The 19,492-nt window shown below is 64.6% G+C and carries 26 protein-coding genes; 12 read left to right on the forward strand and 14 right to left on the reverse strand.

Going from position 1 to position 19,492, the window contains the following annotated elements:
• Window positions 1-5: 5 nt before the first annotated feature.
• The 10 genes from EP379_RS05400 to EP379_RS05445 all read right to left on the reverse strand — a co-directional run bounded on the left by EP379_RS05400 (window position 6) and on the right by EP379_RS05445 (window position 7,147).
• Window positions 6-362, reverse strand: coding sequence for a DUF6511 domain-containing protein (locus tag EP379_RS05400; protein ID WP_127476608.1), 357 nt, complete (start codon window positions 360-362; stop codon window positions 6-8).
• Window positions 359-2,035 carry a DEAD/DEAH box helicase gene (locus EP379_RS05405; RefSeq protein ID WP_102042184.1) on the reverse strand — a complete coding sequence of 559 codons (1,677 nt, stop codon included), beginning with the start codon at window positions 2,033-2,035 and terminating at the stop codon, window positions 359-361. The genes EP379_RS05400 and EP379_RS05405 overlap by 4 nt, the downstream gene beginning before the upstream one ends.
• 14 nt (window positions 2,036-2,049) lie before the next feature.
• The gene (locus EP379_RS05410) at window positions 2,050-2,646 is read right to left on the reverse strand and encodes a hypothetical protein (protein WP_102042183.1); all 597 of its coding nucleotides are present in this window, start codon (window positions 2,644-2,646) and stop codon (window positions 2,050-2,052) included.
• A gap of 12 nt (window positions 2,647-2,658) precedes the next feature.
• Window positions 2,659-3,516 (reverse strand): ATP-binding protein, encoded by an 858-nt coding sequence (locus EP379_RS05415; protein WP_127476611.1) that lies wholly within the window; start codon window positions 3,514-3,516, stop codon window positions 2,659-2,661.
• Window positions 3,513-3,794, reverse strand: a complete 282-nt coding sequence (locus tag EP379_RS05420; protein WP_102042181.1) for a hypothetical protein — start codon at window positions 3,792-3,794, stop codon at window positions 3,513-3,515. The genes EP379_RS05415 and EP379_RS05420 overlap by 4 nt, the downstream gene beginning before the upstream one ends.
• 5 nt (window positions 3,795-3,799) lie before the next feature.
• Complete coding sequence (locus EP379_RS05425) at window positions 3,800-4,270, reverse strand: hypothetical protein (protein WP_102042180.1); 471 nt, start codon at window positions 4,268-4,270, stop codon at window positions 3,800-3,802.
• A complete protein-coding gene (locus tag EP379_RS05430; protein WP_024892258.1) occupies window positions 4,267-4,479 on the reverse strand; it encodes a helix-turn-helix transcriptional regulator in 213 nt (70 codons plus the stop codon). The genes EP379_RS05425 and EP379_RS05430 overlap by 4 nt, the downstream gene beginning before the upstream one ends.
• Window positions 4,480-4,668: 189 nt before the next feature.
• Window positions 4,669-4,893, reverse strand: coding sequence for a DUF2188 domain-containing protein (locus EP379_RS05435; RefSeq protein WP_026045836.1), 225 nt, complete (start codon window positions 4,891-4,893; stop codon window positions 4,669-4,671).
• A gap of 65 nt (window positions 4,894-4,958) precedes the next feature.
• A complete protein-coding gene (locus EP379_RS05440) occupies window positions 4,959-5,915 on the reverse strand; it encodes a hypothetical protein (protein ID WP_127476613.1) in 957 nt (318 codons plus the stop codon).
• A gap of 8 nt (window positions 5,916-5,923) precedes the next feature.
• Window positions 5,924-7,147 carry a hypothetical protein gene (locus EP379_RS05445; RefSeq protein WP_102042178.1) on the reverse strand — a complete coding sequence of 408 codons (1,224 nt, stop codon included), beginning with the start codon at window positions 7,145-7,147 and terminating at the stop codon, window positions 5,924-5,926.
• A 198-nt stretch (window positions 7,148-7,345) separates the two neighbouring features.
• Between EP379_RS05445 and EP379_RS05450 the strand changes: the two genes are divergently transcribed.
• From EP379_RS05450 to EP379_RS05475, 6 genes are all read left to right on the forward strand, one after another.
• A complete protein-coding gene (locus EP379_RS05450; protein ID WP_102042177.1) occupies window positions 7,346-7,672 on the forward strand; it encodes a helix-turn-helix domain-containing protein in 327 nt (108 codons plus the stop codon).
• Window positions 7,662-8,555 carry an ImmA/IrrE family metallo-endopeptidase gene (locus EP379_RS05455; RefSeq protein WP_102042176.1) on the forward strand — a complete coding sequence of 298 codons (894 nt, stop codon included), beginning with the start codon at window positions 7,662-7,664 and terminating at the stop codon, window positions 8,553-8,555. The genes EP379_RS05450 and EP379_RS05455 overlap by 11 nt, the downstream gene beginning before the upstream one ends.
• A gap of 117 nt (window positions 8,556-8,672) precedes the next feature.
• Entirely contained in the window at window positions 8,673-8,891 is a 219-nt protein-coding gene (locus tag EP379_RS05460; RefSeq protein WP_072755421.1) for a hypothetical protein, read from the forward strand.
• Entirely contained in the window at window positions 8,888-9,385 is a 498-nt protein-coding gene (locus tag EP379_RS05465) for a DUF2924 domain-containing protein (RefSeq protein WP_072755420.1), read from the forward strand. The genes EP379_RS05460 and EP379_RS05465 overlap by 4 nt, the downstream gene beginning before the upstream one ends.
• Entirely contained in the window at window positions 9,382-10,740 is a 1,359-nt protein-coding gene (locus EP379_RS05470) for a recombinase family protein (protein ID WP_072755419.1), read from the forward strand. The genes EP379_RS05465 and EP379_RS05470 overlap by 4 nt, the downstream gene beginning before the upstream one ends.
• Window positions 10,737-11,168, forward strand: coding sequence for a hypothetical protein (locus EP379_RS05475; protein ID WP_102042175.1), 432 nt, complete (start codon window positions 10,737-10,739; stop codon window positions 11,166-11,168). Before EP379_RS05470 ends, EP379_RS05475 begins: the two co-directional genes overlap by 4 nt.
• Before the next feature lie 31 nt (window positions 11,169-11,199).
• Here the strand turns inward: EP379_RS05475 and EP379_RS05480 are convergent, their stop codons facing one another.
• Genes EP379_RS05480 through EP379_RS05495 form a run of 4 tightly spaced genes read right to left on the reverse strand, consistent with a single transcriptional unit; the run spans window position 11,200 to window position 13,791 of the window.
• A complete protein-coding gene (locus EP379_RS05480; RefSeq protein ID WP_024892249.1) occupies window positions 11,200-11,787 on the reverse strand; it encodes an NERD domain-containing protein in 588 nt (195 codons plus the stop codon).
• Window positions 11,784-12,272, reverse strand: coding sequence for a hypothetical protein (locus tag EP379_RS05485; RefSeq protein WP_024892248.1), 489 nt, complete (start codon window positions 12,270-12,272; stop codon window positions 11,784-11,786). The genes EP379_RS05480 and EP379_RS05485 overlap by 4 nt, the downstream gene beginning before the upstream one ends.
• A complete protein-coding gene (locus EP379_RS05490; protein ID WP_185974921.1) occupies window positions 12,269-13,195 on the reverse strand; it encodes a nucleotidyl transferase AbiEii/AbiGii toxin family protein in 927 nt (308 codons plus the stop codon). The genes EP379_RS05485 and EP379_RS05490 overlap by 4 nt, the downstream gene beginning before the upstream one ends.
• Window positions 13,192-13,791 carry a type IV toxin-antitoxin system AbiEi family antitoxin domain-containing protein gene (locus EP379_RS05495; protein WP_127478838.1) on the reverse strand — a complete coding sequence of 200 codons (600 nt, stop codon included), beginning with the start codon at window positions 13,789-13,791 and terminating at the stop codon, window positions 13,192-13,194. Before EP379_RS05495 ends, EP379_RS05490 begins: the two co-directional genes overlap by 4 nt.
• 449 nt (window positions 13,792-14,240) lie before the next feature.
• On the opposite strand from EP379_RS05495, the gene EP379_RS05500 reads away from it, so the two are divergent.
• Genes EP379_RS05500 through EP379_RS05515 form a run of 6 tightly spaced genes read left to right on the forward strand, consistent with a single transcriptional unit; the run spans window position 14,241 to window position 19,413 of the window.
• Window positions 14,241-15,059, forward strand: a complete 819-nt coding sequence (locus EP379_RS05500; RefSeq protein ID WP_127476615.1) for a ParA family protein — start codon at window positions 14,241-14,243, stop codon at window positions 15,057-15,059.
• Window position 15,060: 1 nt separating this feature from the next.
• On the forward strand, window positions 15,061-15,375 hold the full coding sequence (locus tag EP379_RS16340) for a hypothetical protein (RefSeq protein ID WP_172600385.1): 315 nt from the start codon (window positions 15,061-15,063) through the stop codon (window positions 15,373-15,375).
• Window positions 15,372-15,599, forward strand: a complete 228-nt coding sequence (locus EP379_RS16345) for a hypothetical protein (RefSeq protein WP_172600386.1) — start codon at window positions 15,372-15,374, stop codon at window positions 15,597-15,599. Before EP379_RS16340 ends, EP379_RS16345 begins: the two co-directional genes overlap by 4 nt.
• Window positions 15,596-17,254 (forward strand): ParB family protein, encoded by a 1,659-nt coding sequence (locus tag EP379_RS05505; RefSeq protein WP_172600387.1) that lies wholly within the window; start codon window positions 15,596-15,598, stop codon window positions 17,252-17,254. The genes EP379_RS16345 and EP379_RS05505 overlap by 4 nt, the downstream gene beginning before the upstream one ends.
• Window positions 17,255-17,257: 3 nt before the next feature.
• The gene (locus tag EP379_RS05510; protein WP_127476620.1) at window positions 17,258-17,878 is read left to right on the forward strand and encodes a DUF2857 domain-containing protein; all 621 of its coding nucleotides are present in this window, start codon (window positions 17,258-17,260) and stop codon (window positions 17,876-17,878) included.
• A gap of 2 nt (window positions 17,879-17,880) precedes the next feature.
• On the forward strand, window positions 17,881-19,413 hold the full coding sequence (locus EP379_RS05515) for a hypothetical protein (protein ID WP_127476623.1): 1,533 nt from the start codon (window positions 17,881-17,883) through the stop codon (window positions 19,411-19,413).
• The last annotated feature ends 79 nt before the right edge of the window (window positions 19,414-19,492 follow it).

A 19,492-nucleotide genomic window follows, 5' to 3' on the forward strand; every position in this document is an offset into this window, starting at 1 on the left:
CCTCCTCAGAACGGCACGTCATCGGGGGTGAGCTCCCGCAGGTTGTCGAAGTAGGCGGTGAGCACCACGTCGACCATGTGCAGGATCTCCTCGCGGGAGTACGCCGCGAGCGACCGGTCCATGCCGATGGACGCCACGTACTCGCCAAGGCTGGGCAGCACGGCCTCCATCGCGGCCTTCTCGTTATGGGTGGGATCGATCACGACACCGCCTCCCGCCTTCAGTCGTTGCAGATGAATGTCCTGGCAGCGCATGGAGCAGAAGCGCTTGAACAGGCGCTTGCCGTCCGGCGCACGCGAGCCGTTCCTCGGCGACAGCCAGCAGAAGCCGCGTCCCTCTCGTCCGCAGATCGCGCATATCACGCCGCCCTCCGGTGTTCGTCGTTGGCTGCCAGCACAAGGCGATGGATCGACGACTTGTTGAACTGGAACGCGAGCAGCGCCGAGGCCTGGTAGCGGGTGAGCCCGAAGTCGGCGCGCATGGCCTGCGGCAGGTAGCGCAGCTGCTTCTCGGTGGGCGGTTCGTTGAGCCAGCGGCGGGTCTTGTGGGCGGTGTCGAGGGACTCGTTGTCGTTGAGCCAGTCGTCCGCCTTGGCCATGCAGACGCTGCGGTCGCCGACCGCCAGCAGACGGGGCGGAAGACTCCGGCCGCCACCGACCGCGTGCCAGCGCCCGTTGAGGAAGAAGATGCCGCCCCAGGCTTGGAGGCCGGTGGCCATCAAGGCATCGTCGCAGCCGAAGAGATCGCACCAGCGGAAGTTGGAGCGCTTGAGCAGGTCGATCTCCGTCATGACGAAGTCGTCCATGGCTTCCGCCTGCTCGGCCGGATCAATGGTCCACTCGAAGCCGCACAGTGGGCATTCGCGGCAGCCGAGCGGCACCGTCGCCTCGCAGGAGGGGCACTCCTTGGTGGGCGCCTGCCCCTGGTGCTGGTGGCCGTCCAGGTTGGCCTCCTGCTCCAGCGAGCCGTGCATGAGGGTCGCGGTGCCGAAGTCGAGGACGATGCAATCGGTCTTGACCACGCCGGGATGCTCGGCCGGATCGACGGTGCGCAGCCCCCGCCCGATCATCTGGGTCAGCGTCGACTTGTGCGAGCTCGGGCGCAGCAGCACCACGCAGGAGGTAGGTGTGTAATCGTAGCCTTCAGTCAGCACCGCCACGTTGACGACTACTTGTGCCTCGCCGCTTTCATATTCGGCGAGCCGGACCTTGCGCTCGGCGTCCGACAACTCGCCGTGGATGAGCACGGCGCGGATGCTGGCGGCGACAAACGCGTCGGCCACGCACTGCGCGTGGGCCACGGTCGAACAGAACACGATGGTCTTGCGCTCGCCCGCCTTCTCGCGCCAGTGACGGATCACCGCGTCGGTGATCGGCGTCCTGTTGAGGATCGCCTCCACCTCGGTCATGTCGAAGTCGGTGGCGGTGCGGCGCACCTGGGCGAGGGCCGATTGCGCGCCGACATCGATGACGAAGGTGCGCGGCGGCACCAGATGGCCGGAGGCGATGAGCTCGCCCAGGGTGATCTGGTCGGCCACGTTGCTGAAGACCTCCCGCAGCCCCTTGCCGTCGCTGCGTGCGGGCGTGGCCGTGGCGCCGAAGATCAGCGCCCTGGGGTTGCGCGACAGCACGCGATCGATCACGCGCCGATAGGACGGCGAGGCGGCATGGTGCGCCTCGTCGACCACCAGCAGATCGAGCGTGGGCATCGCGTCGAGATGCGCGTCGCGTGAGAGCGTCTGCACCATCGCGAAGGTGGCGCGCCCGGCCCAGGACTTCTCCTTGGCATCGAACACCGAGGTCGCGACGCCCGGATTGACCCGGCCGAACTTCTCCCGGTTCTGGGCGGTGAGCTCATCGCGGTGCGCGAGGATGCAGGCCTTCGCGTCGGGCTCCTCCAACACGCCGCCGGCGACCGCCGACAGCATGATGGTCTTGCCGGAGCCGGTCGGGCCGATGGCCAGGGTGTTGCCGTGCAGGTAGAGCGCGGCGAGCGAGCGCTCCACCAGCAGGGCCTGACGGGGACGAAGCATCATGCCGGCAGTCCCCCTTACTGCGCCCAGCTCGGACGGCCCGTGACCGGAGCGCGACCCGTGGCTTGGGCATATGCGTTGGGCGTGGTGGCCGAAGGCGCCGGCGCACGCGGTGCCCCCATCAGCGCGGCGTAGTCCTTGTGATCCGGCTGGATCGCCTGCTTGATGACGGCCTTGTCCTGGCCGTTCTGATCCTTCTCCCAATCGACCTTACCGAGGAACTCGATGCCGTCGAGGTCGGCGAACCCGGCGATGCGCCGCGCGTTCTGGGCCTGGGGGCTGGCGTCGCCCGGATGGACGCCGCGCGCGGAGTTCAGGATCGCCTTGACGAAGGCGCGGCCCATGTTGGCCCACTCGGGACCCTTGGGGCTGTAGAGACCGATCAGCGACCACAGCTTGCGACGGGCGTACTCACCCTCCATCACCACGAACTCGCAGTTGAGGTACACCGAGCCGGTGTTGTCGTTGCGGGTGGCGTAGCCGCCGGTCCAGCCCTGGCTCGCATCGTCGAAGCCGCCCGGGCGAATGGTCATGCGCACGCGCACCAGCGTGCCCTTGGGGATCAGGTCGAACGAAGACTGCTCGTTGGCATCGTTGAAATCGAAATAACTCATGGTCGTGGCTCCTTATTGCTGTACGGGTTCGGAAGGCGCGGGGCGCGCGAAGTCGAGGCGTTCGAGGGCGGGGCGCGCGGGGCTGGCGATCTTGGCCATCAGCCGGCCGAGGTGCGGTTCCTCGATCTGGTCGAGGCGGCCGGAGCGGTCCTTGGCGGGGTAGCCCCAGGGGTTGAGCGTGTGGCAGACGAAGGCGCGGTAGGCGCTGCCGTCGTCGGCCTTGAGCTCGGCCAGCGTCACCACCTCGTCGACGATGCCGGGCAGCTCGAGCCCGGTCTTGGAGCCGTCGATCTGCAGCTGGAAGACGCGGCGATTGAAGTCGTCGAGACGCTCGTCGAGGATGCCGACGAACCACACGTTCTTGCCGCGGGTGTGCTGTAGGTGGGTGAGCCAGGCGATCATCTCCTGGCCCATCAGGCCGTAAGCGCCGCGTGTGTCCGGCTTGCCGGTCTTCTCCGAGTAGGCCTGCGGCTGGCCCTTGCACCATTGCAGGCACAGGCGCCCGGCGACGGTGATCGAGTCGACGAACACCGTGTCGTAGCGGTCGAGCACGGACGGGTCGCCGAAGCGCGCGCAGACGGCATCGAAGTGGGCCTGGCTGAAGGGCTGGTCCTCGCGCAGCGCCGGGTTCGGACCGCCGATGAACACCGCGAAGTCGCGGCACTCCTGCCAGGTGCGCGGGCGGATGGTGTCGCCGGCCCACCCCTCGACGGCGAGGTCGCCCGCCTCGAGGTCGAAGAACAAGGTGGCCTCGGGCGCCAGGGTCCAGAGCTGCGAGGTCTTGCCGATGCCGCTCTTGCCGACCAGCACGCCTTTCACGCCGCGCTTCTCGGCCAGACGCTGGTCGGCGGAGATGATGGGGAGGCTCATGAGCGGCCTCCTTTGTCGGCGAACGCGTGTCCGATCCGGTGTGCGCCGAGTGCGCCGTGTTTGCGGGCGAGGTCGTAGAGCTCCCGCAGAGCGTTCATGCGGCGGCTGATGGGCCGGACCTCGTTTTCGAGGGCGATGACGGCGAAGGCGATCTGATCCAGGGTGGCATCTTCGATTGCCACGTCGGCGCCATTCGTCCCGATCCGTTCCGGCAGGGACTCCAGCAGATAGGGGTGCTGCTTTTTCAGCTTGTCGAGCAAAGTGCGGTTCTTGAACATGACGGTCACTCCTCCAGCAGGGCGAGACGGAATCCGGGCTTGCCGGTCTTGAGCGTGCGGGCGGGGGCGAAGGCGCTCTTCAGCGATTCGGGCCAGGCGTTGAACTTGGTCTCGGAGACGCGGTAGGCGGTCTCGACGTACTCGGCCGGGTCCTCGCCGCCCTCAGCGATACGGCGCACGATCTCGGCGAGCCGCTTCTGATCCCACTCGACCCGCTTGGGAAGGTCGGCGGTGACGCGCACGCGGCCGTCGTCGAAATGCACGACGCCGGTGTCCTTACCGGCGGCCATGCGCAGGGCATGGGCGCGGTCGGCGTACTTCATATCCAGCGCGCGTTCGAGGTGCTCGACGATGGCCTTGGCGGCCGAGAGCAGATCGGCGGCATCGTTCTTGAGCTGGAACAGCGCCTCGCTTTGCAGCGCGGCGAGCTCGCCGGCCGGCGTGGCGAGAACCTGGTCGGGGGTGAGGCGGCTCATGCCACACCTCCCGCGCCGACGCGCTCGGAGGTGCTCTTGCGCAGGCACTCCGCCTCGTAGGACTCGACGTCCTCGACACGGTAGAGCACGCGCCCCTGGATCTTGAGAAAGACCGGCCCGATTCCTTCGGAGCGCCAGCGTTCCAAGGTGGCTTCGCTGACGCCCCAACGGTCGGCCAGTTGGCGTTGGTTGAGGTGTTTGATACTCACGATTCGCTCCTTACGGGTTGTTGCGGAAACGTGAGGTCATTCTGGGTTTCAGGGGGTGGGCAAACCGGCGGGCAAAGCGGGCAGGATGGGCGGGCAAATCGTGCAAATCGGCCATGCGCAGAGACGGAAAAGAAAAAGGCCCGGAGTGGTTGGCTCCGGGCCCTTATCGGGGGTGGAAATGCGGGGTGGTCAGCCGGGAGGCGGGAACGGATCTTTGCCGTAGCTGTTGCGCTCGCGGATCTTCCCGTCCTCGCCCTGGATGAGCACCTCGCTGCCCTGGTTGCGCGCGATGTCGCGTGCGCGCTCGAAGGCTTCCTGTTGCGTATCGTGTACGGAGGTCAGGCGGTCGTTGCCTTCCCCCCGGACACCCCACTTGTCGCCGTTGCGGACGACCCACTGGTTCTTACCACTCATGTCATTCACCTCATCGAGATCGAAGTTGAACTGCCGGATGAAAGGATTGCGCTTCGTTGGGTGCATCACCTCCTTTGGTCGTTGACGAATTCGGGTTTCAGCCAATAGTGACCGTCGTTGTCGTGGGCGACGAAGGTGCGGTAGACGGCCTTGTGCCGCTTGCAGATGTCCGCGCCCTTGCACTTGTCGACATCGATTTCCAAAGCGTCGGCGATGGTGCGTTTATGGACGGGATCGCCGCCGCCCTGCGCGAGTACCGAAAGAAAGCCGTAGACCTGGGGCGACAGTGCGTGCCGCTCTCCGTCGATCAGTGCGATGCGGCCGGAGTGCATGAGCCGCAGGGAGGTTTCCGAATCCCGTTCGCCGATCCCGGCGGAACCGTCGAGGTATGCGTCGAGATTCTCGATGACGAAGCCGGCCTTGCGGAGATGCGCCACGGCACGCAGCGGAACGACGAGATGGCCGGCGGCCTGGATCGCTTGGGCGACGTCGGGTGTAGTGGTGATGAGGACGCCGCAGCCGGGTGCGCAGGCGGTGCGCAAACGAGCTTCGATGATGGGCGTCAAGGCCGGGTCGCTCAGCCTCCGACCGAAGAAGATAGTGCGCCGCTTTCGTCGATGTTCGATCTCGCCCAGGCGCCACAGCGCTGTCGGAACCATCTCTTCATGTTGATACCGTCCCGCAAGGCCCAGGGCCGAGGCGAGCCACCGGACGATGCGCGTGATGTCCACCCTGAGCCGTGTCACTTGATCACTGGCCAGATCCACCCAGCCGCAGTCCGTGCAGTACCCCTGGCGGCCTCCTTGCTCGAAGCGAATCCCCTCCAGATCGCCCATTCCGCACCAGGGACAGAGGATGCTCGATCCGACACCATCACCCGCCCCGATGGCGCCGAGGTCGAGGAGATGCCGATAAGCATCCATTTGTCCGGAATACCGGGCGGCATCCGGATGGAGGCTTCCCTCGGATTCCTCGACGAGCCCGCAGAGCAGGCCGAAGGCGATGTCGTTGCGCGCCTGCACGGCGGCTTCTACGCGACCAGGGCCAGTTCGACCTCGGTCGGTTCGGAGACGCGCCAGGCACGCAGGAGGCGCTCAGCGAGCTTGGCGTCCTCCTCTGCCATGTCCTGGAGGTTGGAGATCCCCGATTGCTTGAGGTCGATGTTCAGTACGCGACCGCGCTTGCCCATTTCGGCAGGGGCGAAATAGATGCTGATGAGGGCCTCGACGATATTGAACGGACCGCGGAACAGGTCGTGGTCCTTCAGGTGGGCGCTCGATGCAGCGAGCACGCAGTGTTCGGCCTGATCCGCCGGTACGCCTACCCAGAAGTCGCAGATCGGCGCCCTCGTGCTCCTGAGCCGGGCGCGGCGGAGGCGAATGCGATCAATGCCGTGGGCGGCGAGGTCGATGTCGCTGTCCTCCGGAAGGTCCAAGCCGTGCCGCAGCCGGTTGAGATAGAACATCGGCTGCTTCACTGCCTCGGGCTTGACCTCCTGTTTCAGCAGATGGCGTGCGAAGAGCGTCACCAGCGGCTGGTGGACCTTGGCTCCGCCCCGGCCGACGGTGTCGACGATGCCGGATGCGGGGAAGTAGACCAGCGCGAGATTGGTCGCCGGGCGGGTCGTCCGGCGGCGCATGCCCTCTTCGACGAACTCCACCAGATCGTTGGGATCGTCCTCCACGTAGACGCTGATCTGCACACCGCCGTCCAGGTGACGGTCGCAGACGTCTACGTGGCAGGCGCGCCGCGGTCCCTTGCGTTTCGAGAGCACCTCGGACAAGGCGGCCTGCAATCCCTCGATGTCGGCAGCCTCTCGGGACACCGGCTCGGTCACCTTGATGGCTTGCCGTTTCCACGACCGCTTGCCGACGCCGAGATCGAATTGGAGCAGCGCCTCGGCCGTCATGAAGGTTTGCGGCCAGTTCACCAACACCCACATGGCCCGCTCGGCGTGGTTGCGGAGCTGTCCGAAGTCCTCCCGAATAGCCACGTCGTTGTCGCTGGCGTTGAGGATCGCATCGATGCCTTTCTGGGTCGCGAGGGCGTGGACATGGCGCAGCTCGGCGTGCAGCAGGGCCTGTTGATCCGGTTCGAGTTCCTCCAGGAGGGCGATCAGGGCATCGGAAAATGCCTTTTCCTCGGCGCTCCAGTCGAAAGATTCGGGGATGGCGATGGAACGGGAGGACAGATACGCCTGCCAAGTGGTGGCCGGAACCTGACGGGCGAGGTGACGAGGGTTGAACGCGGTCATGCCTTTCTTCTCCTTCTTCGAGACGGACGGTGCCCGGCATGCCGCAACATCCCAGAAGTACTCCTAGACAGGGATATTATGCGTTCGGTGTGCCGAACGATTCGGATTATTGATGGCTTGTGCTGGGTTTGTCAAGCAGATACCAAATCGTTCGGTACAGAGGTATACTTTCAGGCCATTCAGAGAACGAGGTGCCACATGCCATCCCCGCTGGGAGAAAAGATACGGGGCCTCCGCAAACAGCGCGGACTCAGCCTCGAGCAGCTGGCGGAACAGACCGAATCCAGCAAGAGCTACATCTGGGAGCTGGAGAACAAGGACAATCCGAAGCCATCCGCCGAGAAGATCGCGAGAATCGCTGGCGTGCTCAAGGTGACGCCCGAATATTTCATGGACGACCGGATTACCGAGCTTGAACCGTCGGAAGAGGACAAGGCCTTCTTTCGCAAGTATCGGGGCCTGTCGTCGGGAACCAAGAAGAAGCTGGACGACATCCTCAAGATCATAGAAGGCGATGACAAGTAATCCGACCACGCCCGGTGCTTGGGCCAACTTTCTCTCCAAGGCGTGGGGACGCGATCGTTTCCCGATCGACGTCAAGCTCATCGCTCAGGACATCAGTTCCCGCCAACCCGATCCGATCGCCCACATCCGGGGCGGTGACATCGGTGAGCTGGAGGGAATGCTGCTCAAACGGGAAAAGGGCTGGTACCTGCTCTACAACGACCAGGTGCAATCGAGCGGACGCATCAACTTCACCATCGCCCACGAACTGGGCCATTACCTGCTGCATCGCAAAGAGGAAGACGCCTTCCGATGCAGCACGGAGGATCTGTTGGACTGGGGCTCGACAGCCCGGCAGCGGGAAGCCGATGCCGACAAGTTCGCGGCGACGCTGTTGATGCCGCTGGACGATTATCGCAAGCAGGTCGAGTCGGCCAAGGTGGACATCGATCTGCTCGGCGCTTGCGCGGATCGGTATGGGGTATCGCTCGTGGCGGCCATCCGGCAATGGATCGAGTTCACGCCGCTGCGGGCGGTCTTGGTCGTTTCCAACGACGGCTTCATCAATTGGTCCTGGTCGAGTCGCAATGCTCTACGCACCAGGGCCAGGTTTCGGTTCTCAAAGGAGACGATACCCGTCCCCGAGGCGTCCTTGGCGGCGCAGACGATACGTCACCCTGATGAAAGAACGGGAATCGAGTTGCCTGCTCGCGTATGGTTCAAGGAAGAGCCCGCCGACATGTCCCTGCGCGAGATGCGTGTCGTCTCCGATCAGTACGAACTCGTCATCACGCTGCTCATCCTCCCCGACCGCGAGCCCTGGGAGAAAAATGACGACGAAGAGGACGAACTCCTGGTCGACACCTACACAAATTTCATCCGCAACGGGCAGCATCCGTATTAGCGGGGTCGCGACCTTCCGCATCCTTTCGTACCGGCCCGAAACTCCCTGATGGCCGAGGTCACGGCCTGACCGGACAATCTCGTCATCAAGCGAGTTGGACGTTCAGGACCGATACCGATGTGCACGATCAACCACCTACCACCCGAACGGATGACGCCGGAGCAGCGCCGGCGCGAAGCCGCATCCTTGCTGGCCCACGGCCTCGTCCGACTGCGCGAGGCCGTGTTCGCCCAGTCCGCAGGCGGCCCCGCGGAGAGCGAGTTTGAGCTTGGCTTCTCCGGCCACCAGCGCCTTCATAGCCACCCCGTCAACAACACTTTGGAGGAGGCTCCATGAAGGCAAGCACCGTCCCACCCACCCCGCCGAGCGTCGTCGCCCGGATCGCCGGGCTCCCGGATCTCTCGATAGAGGAAATGAGGGCGCTTTGGCGAGAACTCTTCGGCAGCGACAACCCGACGCCCAATCGCCAGTTCATGGAGCGGCGGATCGCGTACAAGCTGCAAGAGATCGAGTTCCGCAAGGTCGATCCCAGCCTCTTGGAGCGCAACAAGCGGCGCATCAAGGCCCTGGTGGAGACCGGCAAGGCGCGCAAGCTCGATCGCGACATCCGGCTGATGCCCGGCACCGTGCTCACCCGGGAGTACCAGGGGATCGAGCACCGGGTGACGGTCGCCCAGGACGGACAGTATGAGTTCGAGGGCAGGCGCTACCCGAGCCTGTCCATGATCGCCCGCGAGATCACCGGCACCCGCTGGTCCGGGCCGCTCTTCTTCGGCGTGAAGGCACCGGCCAAGGCGAAGAATCCGAAGAAGCAGGGAGGTCGGCGATGAACGAAGCCCTGAAGCGCCGCCTGCGCTGCGCCGTCTACACTCGGAAGTCCACCGACGAGGGGCTCGACCAGGAGTACAACTCCATCGACGCCCAGCGTGACGCCGGCCACGCCTACATCGCCAGCCAGCGCGCGGAGGGCTGGATTCCGGTGGCCGACGACTACGACGATCCCGCCTTCTCCGGTGGCAACATGGACCGGCCGGCGCTCAAGCGGCTGCTGGCCGACATCGAGGCCGGCAGGATCGACATCGTGGTGGTCTACAAGATCGATCGCCTGACGCGATCGCTGACTGACTTCTCGCGAATGATCGACGTCTTCGAGCGCCACGGGGTCTCCTTCGTCTCGGTCACCCAGCAGTTCAACACCACCACCTCGATGGGGCGGTTGATGCTCAACATCCTGCTCTCCTTCGCCCAGTTCGAGCGCGAGGTTACCGGCGAGCGCATCCGCGACAAGATCGCCGCCAGCAAGCGCAAGGGCATGTGGATGGGTGGCGTGCCGCCGCTCGGCTACGACGTCGAGAACCGGCGGTTGGTGCCCAACGAGCGCGAGGCCAAGATCGTCCGCCACATCTTCCAGCGCTTCGTCGAGCTCGGGTCCTCGACCCTGCTCGTGAAGGAGCTGCGCCTCGACGGCGTGACCTCCAAGGCCTGGACTACCCAAGACGGGCGGGTGCGCGATGGCAAGCCCATCGACAAGAGCCTCGTCTACAAGATCCTCAACAACCGCGTCTACCTGGGCGAGATCCGCCATCGCGATCAGTGGTATCCGGGCGAACACCCGCCCGTCGTCGAGCGCAGGCTGTGGGATGCCGCCCAGGCGATCCTCGCGCAGAACTCGCGTGTGCGAGGCAACAACACCCGCGCCCGGGTGCCGTTCCTGCTCAAGGGGATCGTCGTGGGGATCGATGGCCGGGCGCTCACGCCCTGGTCCACGCGCAAGAAGAACGGACGTATCTACCGCTACTACCTGCCGACGCGGGAGAACAAGGAGCACGCCGGCGCCTCCGGGCTGCCGCGCCTGCCGGCCGGTGAACTGGAGGCCGCCGTGCTGGAGCAGATGCGCCGGGTGCTGCGCGCCCCGGCCATGGTCGCCGGGGTGGCCGAGCGCGCCGCCCGGCTCGACCCCTCCCTGGACGAGGCCCAGGTCACGGTGGCCATGACCCGGCTGGATGCGATTTGGGATCAGCTCTTCCCGGCCGAGCAGCAGCGCATCGTGCGGCTCCTCATCGACAAGGTGATCGTCTCGCCGGACGACATCGAGGTGCGGTTCCGGCCCAACGGCATCGAGGTGCTCGCCCTGGAGCTGCGCCCCGAGCCCGCCCCGGAAACCCTTGAGGAGGCCGTGGCATGAATGAAATCTTGATCGACAAGACCGGTCAGCCAGAGGTGATCACCGCGAGCGACGGCAGCCTTACCATCGCTGTGCCGATCCGGATCAAGCGCCGCGGCAGCCGCAAGGCCGTGGCCCTTCCGGACGGCAGCGCTGTCCAGCCCCGTCCCTGGGATGACACGCCGACGCCGATCCAGCTCGCGCTCGCCCGCGGCCACCGCTGGCTGGCGATGGTGGAGTCCGGCGAGGCGCGCACGCTATCCGAGGTGGCCGAGCGCGAGGGGATGGATCGGGCCTATGTGAGCCGGATGGTGAACCTCACTACCCTTGCGCCGGACATCGTGGCTGCGATCCTCGACGAAACGTTGCCGCCGGAGGTGACCCTGTTCGATCTGGCGTCGGGGACGCCACTGCTATGGGACGAGCAGCGGGCCATCATCAATCCCTGATTACCGTCGCACGTGCATCCTTCGGGTTGGATTACTTGTCGAGAGACCAGCCTGACGCCTTGATCAGCTGCAGAACCCGTCCAACTTCCGATGAGGCCGGAGTCGTGTCGATGGACGGAAAGAGTTCTTTCAGCATGTCGCCGAAGGTCAGTATCTCGATGGGGTTGCCGCCGAGATTCTCGCGGAACGTCGCGTTGTCCTGCCACGCCGCTCGGCTGCCCACGACTTTCGTGACGGCCGTGATGTAGGTGAACGAGGACGAACCCGTCAGTTCGGCGACCATCGTCCTGAACGCTGCGGCCCACTTCTCCCTGGTCAGTTCGCGAAACCCGCGCCAGGCCTCACGCCCCGAGACCACCTTGTTCTTGGCGATCGCATCGACCCAGTATTCGGGACGAAAGCCACCCTGCCAGCTCTTGCAGCTCACGACCATCACCCGACGCGCGCCGTCGAGTCGCGGATGGATGCCGATCACGTCGATGTCGCTATGCACGGCATCCTGGCGGGTGTCGTACTCCACATGATCGCCGGCAGGTCGAAACTTGATGTTGTGCCGGGTGAAGTACCCTTTGTGCTGCAGGTACTCGTCCACCATTTGTTCGAGGATGTCCTCTTTCATGCCTGTCCGCCCTCGCGATCGATCCGTTGGCTGGCAAATCCCTCGAACTCAGGCCGGAGGCGGCACTGCAGAAATGCCTCGAGGAGGTTGAGGACGTGGACACCGAGCGACGCATCGAGGATGAAGTTCACCCGATCGGTGTGCTCCCTGATCCAGCCGGGGACGTTCGTTTCGTTCAGGCCGGCGACGCCGATGCGCTCGCCGTGTTTGATCAAGGAGGCTGCCAGAGTGCTCTTCGCGCTGCCGGCGTTGTAGTGTTGAGCCGTGTAGCGAGCAGCGCTGTTGGGGCCGACCTTCCCGACCTTCAGCACATGAGGCCCAAACGAGAAGACGTACACCGCCATGGTGCCGGGCGGTAATGTCTTGGGCGGCACGTGCGGCGCAGGGCACCGCTCGATCGCGATGGCATCAAGCGCCAACGAGACGCCAGCCATGCCGGCGACACGGTGAAAATCCTCCAAGAGCAGATCGGGATTCCAGGTCATCGGCCCGATTCCTCGCCGCTCGACATCCACCCGTTTCCGGCAAGCCATGTTTGCGGAAATGCAGCACCTTGCTGGAGCGCGTCCAGCGGGAATGACAGGAAGGCACGCAGACCGGCAACGACCTCGGAAAGCTGAAGCTCGTCCAAGGCATTCTTCCTCAAGAATGCTTGCCACTGAGTCTGCTTCTGCCGATCCTGCGCGAATTCGTCGCTCAATCCGAAAGGGACGCCATCCGGCAGCGGTGTCCTGCGGCGCTCGAAGGTGGCGTGGATCGCCTTGCACAGGAGCGCGCCGTCGAAGTCGGTGTAGCGCGACAAGATCCAGAGATCGAAGTAATCCTTCATGCGGCTGTTGGCGATGCCGAGCGACACCAGTGCCTCCAGCTTCTCGGCGACAACCGTGTAGCGGGGGTAGGCGCGCAGCTTCGGGGCTGGCATGTCCGGCAGCATTACCGGGTAGTCGACGGCCTCGGGGCCGGGCGTCACGGCGTCGCCGAAACCCACGTCGACCTGCACGTGGCATCGGGCACCGTCCAACAGGCCGATCAGCGTGACCCGGACACCGGAGTAGTTGGCTTCCTTGCGGATCTCCTCCGCGTGTACCGAGTCAGGCTGGAAGCGTATGCCGTCGTCCAGTTCCACCGTACAGATGTCCCGAAACGCCGCCTCGACATGCGGGATCTCGGCCGAGCCGAAGCCCAGCAGATCGGCGTCGCGTGTCGGACGATGCGGGATGTCGAACCACAAGTCGAACAGCAGCGCACCTTTCAGCAGGAACTGGTCGGCGTGGGGGGAGATGCTGAGCCGGTAAAGCAGGCGCTCAAGCGCATAGCGGGTCAAGATCAGATTGAAGTCTTGTCGGGTCTCGCGGGCGCGGTTGAGCAGGCGGGCGCGCACCGAGGCGGCCATGTTGCGCTGGTTCATGACAGGCTTTCCATGTAGGGGCGCATCACATTGGCCACACGGCACAGCGCAGCAAAACGCCAAAGTTCATCCATGCTGACGCGCTTGGCACGCCAGGACTCCTGTAGCGCCTCCAGCGCGACATCGAGGCCGATCTTGTTGCGGAACTTGAAGCAGTCAGCCACGGTCCGGGCGACGTTGGTCACGCGCACCGGCACACCATCGATGAGGTGCTCCTCGACCCCCTCCGTCAGCGCGGCGCCAGAGAAGCGCACGATGTGCAGCGGGGGATAGTCCATCTTTGGCGCGCGTGCCTTGTTGGGAATTGCCAGCCAGACCTCGAACGGCGACTGTGTGGTGAGTTCATGTAGGCGCAGTGCCGACAGCAGGCAGACGATGGCTTGCGGGTGCTTGCGTGCCACCTCGGAGAGTGCGCCGTGTTCCGAGACGGCCCGGTCCGGAATTGCGTACAGGCCCCGTCCCACGCGCTGGAGCAGCCCTTGCCGCACCAGCCGCGTGAGGGCGATCGTGGGCAGCCCACGCTCATTGAGATCGCGTGGGCGAATAAGGCCGCGCTGGGCGGCAAGATCCAGAATGCTCTGGTGCGAACTGTCCATGTCGTCATAATGTTGCGAAACGTCGGTAGCTGTCAAGAACTACCGACAAAACACAACGGCCATGGTTTCCTTTGCCTGCCGATGCCGCAATCCAACCGTTTGATTCGTCAGCACGTAACCCATTGATCTGTATAGGTCCACGTTGCGGCCTCTGCGGACTTCGGCCCTTAGCCGGCGAGCGAGGCTGGAGAGAAGAATGGCCAGGAGAGAGCGAAATGGGGCCGAGATGGGCGAGACGACCGGAGGAAGGAAGTCCGCAGAAATCCGCAGGAGTCCCCGCGAACACGCGGGAGCGCGCAAAGAAAAAGGCCAACCGAGAACGGTTGACCTTTGTGTATTGGTGGCCAGGGACGGAATCGAACCGCCGACACGGGGATTTTCAATCCGACACGGCCTGACAGACCTTAGATTCCAACGAAACACCCTCTCTCAACCAGGAGGAGGGTGTCATGATCGTTGTAACTGTTTGTTCCACAAAGGGTGGGGTCGGGAAAACGACCCTGACCGCCAACCTGGGCGGGATACTAGCAGACGCCGGCAACCACGTGCTGCTGGTGGATGCGGATATCCAACCCACCCTGAGTTCGTATTACCCCATTGAGGCCCGGGCCACCGAAGGTCTGCACCGCCTCGTCACCGGCGGGTCGGTCGAGGGCACTATCAGCCGGACTGCCATCACCAACCTGGATATCGTCATCTCCGACGACCCCGACGGGAGCCTGGAAAATTGGGTGCTCCATACCCCCGACGGCCGTGTCCGGATGAAGCATGCCCTCAAGGGGCTGACCGGCTACGACATCGTGCTGATCGATACCCAGGGCGCCGTCGGCCCCCTTCAGGACGTGGGTGTCCTGGCGGCCGATATGCTGCTCTCCCCCATTCCCCCGGAAATCCTGTCGGCCCGGGAGTTCGCCCGCGGCACGCTCGGCATGCTGGACCGGTTGCGCCCCATGCAATTCCTTGGCGCGCCGCTCGGGCATTTGTATGGGCTCATCTACCGGATGGACCACACCGTAGACGCGCGCCGGGTGGCTGACGGTCTGCGCAAAGCAACATTCGCCGATTCCCGCGGAACAATCTCGATCCTCGACACGATGGTGCCCGGCACGGTCGCCTACCGAGAGGCTGCCACCGCCCGCGTTCCGGTTCACCGCTGGGAACGGCAGCGCCGGGGCTCGACGGCCTGCGCGCTGGAGACCATGACCAGCCTCGTGCGCGAGCTGCTCCCGCACGTCGAACTCCCTGCCGATCTCGTCCGGGAGGTGTGACATGCAGCGCACCGACTTCATCCCTGGCCCGCTTCATCCGGACCTGTTCGGGGGCGAGACCCCGATCATGATCCCGTGTGATCAGCCCCCTGCATTTTTCAAAGTGGAAGTGTGCTGGCCGGAAGATGGCGAAATCGCTTGCCGCGAGTTCACTGTCATTGCCCGCGCCTACGAAGAGGCGGCGCAGATCGCGCTGGATGCGGAATCCTGCACAAAGCGGCGGGGTGCCGAAGTGGTCGACGTGCGGCGCCAGCGGCGCCGTCCTGCGGCTATCGAAATCGAGGCCTGGGCAAAGCGTATGGGGGTGCGGAAATGAACGAGCACCCCATCGCGCGCCTGACTGCCTGGCGCCGTTCCGGTCACGCAGCAGTCACCGTCTACCGCGACGGACACATCCGCCGTTACCGCGTCTCCCTGCGCCGGTATGCTGCCCTTCGGGAATGGACCAACATCGCTCCCCTGCCGTGGAAACGCAGCGGCGCATGGTTGCGCCACGGCATCGATGTCTACTTCTGGAACAAGGCGGAGGTGCGGTCATGAGCAAGCGACGCCCCACCGACGCCCAGCTGGCGGAAATGCTCACGCAGCCGCATTTCGGCCAGCGGCGCGAGATCGCGCCCCAGGACCCGATCACGACGACGCCGATGATCGTCGAGATTGACCGCATCGACTACTACGATCGCAATCCGCGCCGGTCGCCTAACGACAAATACCAGGAGATCAAGGCATCGATCGCGGCCGGCGAGATGGACCAGCCGCTGACCATCACCCGGCGCCCGGGTGCGCCGCGGTACATGGTCTTCAAGGGCGGCAACACCCGCCTGCGGGCACTGAAAGAGCTCTGCGTCGAAACCGGCGAAGAGCGCTTCCAGCGTATTCACTGCCTGTTCCAGCCCTGGACCCGCGAATCCGATGCCCTCCTCGGGCACCTCAAGGAGAACGACCTGCGGGGCGACCTGGTGTTTATCGATCGGGCGCTGGCGATCCGGGAATTGAGGGGCCTTATCGAAGATGAGATGGGGGAAAGACTCTCGTCCAGGACACTTTCTGCCGCTTTGAAAGAGCGCGGATACACTATCGGGCATGCAATCATCGACTGGTTTAACTATGCCGTTGATGTCTTGCACCAAGCCATTCCCACCGCTCTGAAAGCCGGCATGGGCCGCCCCCAGATCGAGCGCATCAAGGCCCTTGATCGGTCCTTCGGACAATGCTGGAAATCGCTTGATCTCGGAGCCGACGACATAGGTCAGTCGGTGTTCGTCGAAGTTCTGTCCCGCCATGACGCCGACCAGTTGGACCTGGACTCGGTACGCCGCGACCTGGAAACCGAACTCTCGGTCACCGCAGACATCGACGTGCAGCGCGCCAGCCTGCTGATGGGGGCAGCGCTGGACGGCCGCGCGCTATCCGAAGAACCGGCGGCCGCCCACAGGAGCGGCGACGACGGGCGACCGCATGAGCAAGAGCTGGAGCCCGCCACGTCAGAGCTCCCTCGTGCAGCGGGCACCGGAGCGGGGCAGCCCGCAGCGCCCACTCAACCGTCTGGCAAACCTGCGACCAAAGCCGGAACGGAGCTTCCCCAGGAAATCTCCGCTCGAAAGGGGCGAAGCGGTGAACCTGGCGAAGAAGAGGCTCCAGCGGCCCTAACGTTGGGGCGCGCAGCCCAGGCTGCCACCGAGGCCGAAGACCTGCCAGCGTTGCGTGAGCGAGCTGTCAAACTGGCCAGGGACATCGCCGTGCTCGCACGGATGGGCGACCAAATCATCCATCCCATCCCTGACGGCGTCGGATACCTGATTGGTCCGACCTCCCTCATACCGTCCGACAACCTCATCTCTGTCTCCGACGAGCATGTCCGGCACCTGGTCTACCTGTGGTGGACGCTGGCGCAGATATCCGAGCAGTTCGCAGACGGCTCGCGCGCCGGAGACCACCTGCCCGCGGAGTGGCGCGATACCCCTATCGACGAGGCCATCCAGCACGCCGGTAACTGGGAGTTCTTCCAGTGGCACGCCTTCATCGAAGAGGAGCGCGCCCCCGTCGTTTGGGACCTGATCCCCATGGCCACCCTCCCCGGCTTCGGGCCTCTGCTGTGGCCGAAGATGCACGACTGGGCATGGGAGATGTTCGTGGAGCTGGTGGGCGTCTATCGGTCCATCCACAAGGCCGCCAACGGCAAGGTCTGGGGGTGAGCCATGGCGAGAAAGGAATTCGAGCTGACGCATGCCGTACTGCGGTATGCGGCCTCCTGCCTGAGCGAAGGCGACTGGTCGGCGCTGCGCGACATGGGGATCGGACCGAAGGAAGCGGAAGCCCTGAAGGACATCACCATATCCGAGCTGACCAATCTGGAGCGCAAACTCGCCGGCCACGTCCTGCGAGTGGAGCTGGATCGTGACGCCTTCTGGACCGTAGTCGGACAAATCCGGCGTGAGGCGGAACTCCAGCAGCTGCGCATGGAGTTCGTCCAACTAGATGCGCCCTCCGACATGATGCAGGTGCTGTTTGGAATGGGTGTGAAGGAATACACCTTCGCGCGGCGGGTGCTGGGCGCGCCGCCCGGTGTCGGCCGCCCCCCGGAACCGACCGAAGATGAGGCCCGGGCGGTGTGGCTTGCCTGGGAGAAGTTGGGGCTCGAGCCCAACCTTGCGACTCCGGTGGTTTGGCGTGAACTCGCCCAAGAAACCGGCCTGCCGCTTCGGTTGATCTGGCGCGTCACCCAGCGATGGTGTGGCGCAGACGACGATGAGGCGGCGACCGCGCCATGGTCTGATGGCGCTGACGCCGGCGCCCAGGTCGTCGGCCTGCGGAACTGATCATGCCGGTCCAGACGCCTGACACCAACTCAATCGGCTCGCTGGTGGACATGGCCGCTCAACGGTTGTTGAGCGGCGCGGCCGGCGAGCCCCAGGACAGCGTTCTGTTTACCGGCGTATGGCACGACGCCTACCCCGCCATTCTGGTCAGGGATCCAATCCTGCCCGACAGCACCAAGGTGCACATGCTGTACCTGCTCCAGGAGGCACGCGTTCAACCCTACGGCGTCACCCCGCTCCCGAGCATCGAGACGACCGCGCGGGAGCTGGGCAAGTCCACGACCACGATCGTGCGCGACCGCGCCATCCTGCGCATGACGCGCTGGATCAGCCAGTGCAGGCAGGTGCGTGACGCCCAGGGTCGGTTCCGAGGCGCGGTGCACGCACTGCACTCGGAGCCAGCCTCTCTGGCGCAGGTGACCCAGCTGGATGCGGGATACATGGCGTTGCTGGAGCAGGCGGCTGCCGGTCACTTTGACCGGATTGCCAGGCGTGTCGCCCACGCCGTGCTGGCCGCCATCGACGATGACATCCACCGCGGCCACGACCCGCTGGAACCCGTGGACCTCATAGCCCAGCGCATGGAGGCTATCCAGTCCGCCAAAGCGGGCGCCGGACGCTTTTTTGCCGGCGTGATAACGGAGCGCAAGAGCCGGCTTCAAGATTTGAAGTCGGGGGAACCGGTTTCAAATCTTGAAACGAGGGGTCCGGAGCCGGTTTCAAATTTTGAAACCGGTGGGCCGGAACCGACTTCAAATCTTGAAAGCGGGCCGGAAACCGATGTTGCCTACAGTGTAGGCACCTCGCGGTCCGAATCGGATCGGGACCCTACCGGGAGTGTTCACACTGTGGACACCACCGAAATTGAGCTGGATCGAGGCTCGACCGAGGGTGGTCACACTGTGACCAATAGCGAAACCCAGGATTCAGGCGCGGAATTTGGGAGAACCAAGCCAGTTTTTCGCCCCAAACACCTCCAGAAACCTGAAAACCCCTCGAAACTTGAAGCCGGTGCCCCCTGTAGTAGTAGTGGTAGTAGTGATCTTTGTGTTCAGGAAAAAGATCAAGAAAAAACCACTACTACCGCAAACCCGAGGGCTGATGATGCTGGCCCCCCGCTCCGATGGCCACCGGATTTCAGCGACAACCTCAAGCGGCTGGTCCTGCGAACGCTTAAAGACCACCTCCCGGATCGGCCTGCCGACCACCAGGACGTGGTGAATGCGCTCGCCCAGCGCCTGCGCAACAAGTCCGATCCGGTCCGCAACATCGTCGGCTACACCGCGAAGCTCTGCGGAAAGGTGAAATCCGGCGAGTTCTGCCCGGTGCTGCCGCCCCCGGTGCTGCCGCCGTTGCCCCCGGCTGGTCATTCGTCGGCAGACATGCGCATCAACAACCTGCGTAGTGAAATCCGCGCGCTTGAGCAGCTGGTGCAGGCGGCATCCCGGACTGGCCCCGTCCGCGGCGCCCTGGAGGCGCAACTTGCGCAGCGGCGATCTCAGCTACGGGAACTGGAAGAGCCTACGAGGCATTGATGTGCCACGTGGCACAAACACCTCGCCGATACGATTCGGCCAGCCGGGACAAGCGCAGATACGTCCGCGGTCCTTGGCA

This window comes from Sulfurivermis fontis, assembly GCF_004001245.1.
Taxonomy (GTDB): Bacteria; Pseudomonadota; Gammaproteobacteria; order Thiohalomonadales; family Thiohalomonadaceae; genus Sulfurivermis; species Sulfurivermis fontis.

What these genes read in the sequence shown, in the direction of transcription:
- EP379_RS05495 (WP_127478838.1), bottom strand. Translation starts at nt 13,791, where the DNA reads ATGGACAGTTCGCACCAGAGCATTCTGGATCTTGCCGCCCAGCGCGGC.
- EP379_RS05485 (WP_024892248.1), bottom strand. Translation starts at nt 12,272, where the DNA reads ATGACCTGGAATCCCGATCTGCTCTTGGAGGATTTTCACCGTGTCGCC.
- EP379_RS05415 (WP_127476611.1), bottom strand. Translation starts at nt 3,516, where the DNA reads ATGAGCCTCCCCATCATCTCCGCCGACCAGCGTCTGGCCGAGAAGCGC.
- EP379_RS05455 (WP_102042176.1), top strand. Translation starts at nt 7,662, where the DNA reads ATGACAAGTAATCCGACCACGCCCGGTGCTTGGGCCAACTTTCTCTCC.
- EP379_RS05490 (WP_185974921.1), bottom strand. Translation starts at nt 13,195, where the DNA reads ATGAACCAGCGCAACATGGCCGCCTCGGTGCGCGCCCGCCTGCTCAAC.
- EP379_RS05425 (WP_102042180.1), bottom strand. Translation starts at nt 4,270, where the DNA reads ATGAGCCGCCTCACCCCCGACCAGGTTCTCGCCACGCCGGCCGGCGAG.
- EP379_RS05515 (WP_127476623.1), top strand. Translation starts at nt 17,881, where the DNA reads ATGCCGGTCCAGACGCCTGACACCAACTCAATCGGCTCGCTGGTGGAC.
- EP379_RS05510 (WP_127476620.1), top strand. Translation starts at nt 17,258, where the DNA reads ATGGCGAGAAAGGAATTCGAGCTGACGCATGCCGTACTGCGGTATGCG.
- EP379_RS05445 (WP_102042178.1), bottom strand. Translation starts at nt 7,147, where the DNA reads ATGACCGCGTTCAACCCTCGTCACCTCGCCCGTCAGGTTCCGGCCACC.
- EP379_RS05460 (WP_072755421.1), top strand. Translation starts at nt 8,673, where the DNA reads ATGTGCACGATCAACCACCTACCACCCGAACGGATGACGCCGGAGCAG.
- EP379_RS05435 (WP_026045836.1), bottom strand. Translation starts at nt 4,893, where the DNA reads ATGAGTGGTAAGAACCAGTGGGTCGTCCGCAACGGCGACAAGTGGGGT.
- EP379_RS05420 (WP_102042181.1), bottom strand. Translation starts at nt 3,794, where the DNA reads ATGTTCAAGAACCGCACTTTGCTCGACAAGCTGAAAAAGCAGCACCCC.
- EP379_RS05470 (WP_072755419.1), top strand. Translation starts at nt 9,382, where the DNA reads ATGAACGAAGCCCTGAAGCGCCGCCTGCGCTGCGCCGTCTACACTCGG.
- EP379_RS05505 (WP_172600387.1), top strand. Translation starts at nt 15,596, where the DNA reads ATGAGCAAGCGACGCCCCACCGACGCCCAGCTGGCGGAAATGCTCACG.
- EP379_RS05450 (WP_102042177.1), top strand. Translation starts at nt 7,346, where the DNA reads ATGCCATCCCCGCTGGGAGAAAAGATACGGGGCCTCCGCAAACAGCGC.
- EP379_RS16340 (WP_172600385.1), top strand. Translation starts at nt 15,061, where the DNA reads ATGCAGCGCACCGACTTCATCCCTGGCCCGCTTCATCCGGACCTGTTC.
- EP379_RS05405 (WP_102042184.1), bottom strand. Translation starts at nt 2,035, where the DNA reads ATGATGCTTCGTCCCCGTCAGGCCCTGCTGGTGGAGCGCTCGCTCGCC.
- EP379_RS05410 (WP_102042183.1), bottom strand. Translation starts at nt 2,646, where the DNA reads ATGAGTTATTTCGATTTCAACGATGCCAACGAGCAGTCTTCGTTCGAC.
- EP379_RS05465 (WP_072755420.1), top strand. Translation starts at nt 8,888, where the DNA reads ATGAAGGCAAGCACCGTCCCACCCACCCCGCCGAGCGTCGTCGCCCGG.
- EP379_RS05500 (WP_127476615.1), top strand. Translation starts at nt 14,241, where the DNA reads ATGATCGTTGTAACTGTTTGTTCCACAAAGGGTGGGGTCGGGAAAACG.
- EP379_RS05480 (WP_024892249.1), bottom strand. Translation starts at nt 11,787, where the DNA reads ATGAAAGAGGACATCCTCGAACAAATGGTGGACGAGTACCTGCAGCAC.
- EP379_RS05475 (WP_102042175.1), top strand. Translation starts at nt 10,737, where the DNA reads ATGAATGAAATCTTGATCGACAAGACCGGTCAGCCAGAGGTGATCACC.
- EP379_RS16345 (WP_172600386.1), top strand. Translation starts at nt 15,372, where the DNA reads ATGAACGAGCACCCCATCGCGCGCCTGACTGCCTGGCGCCGTTCCGGT.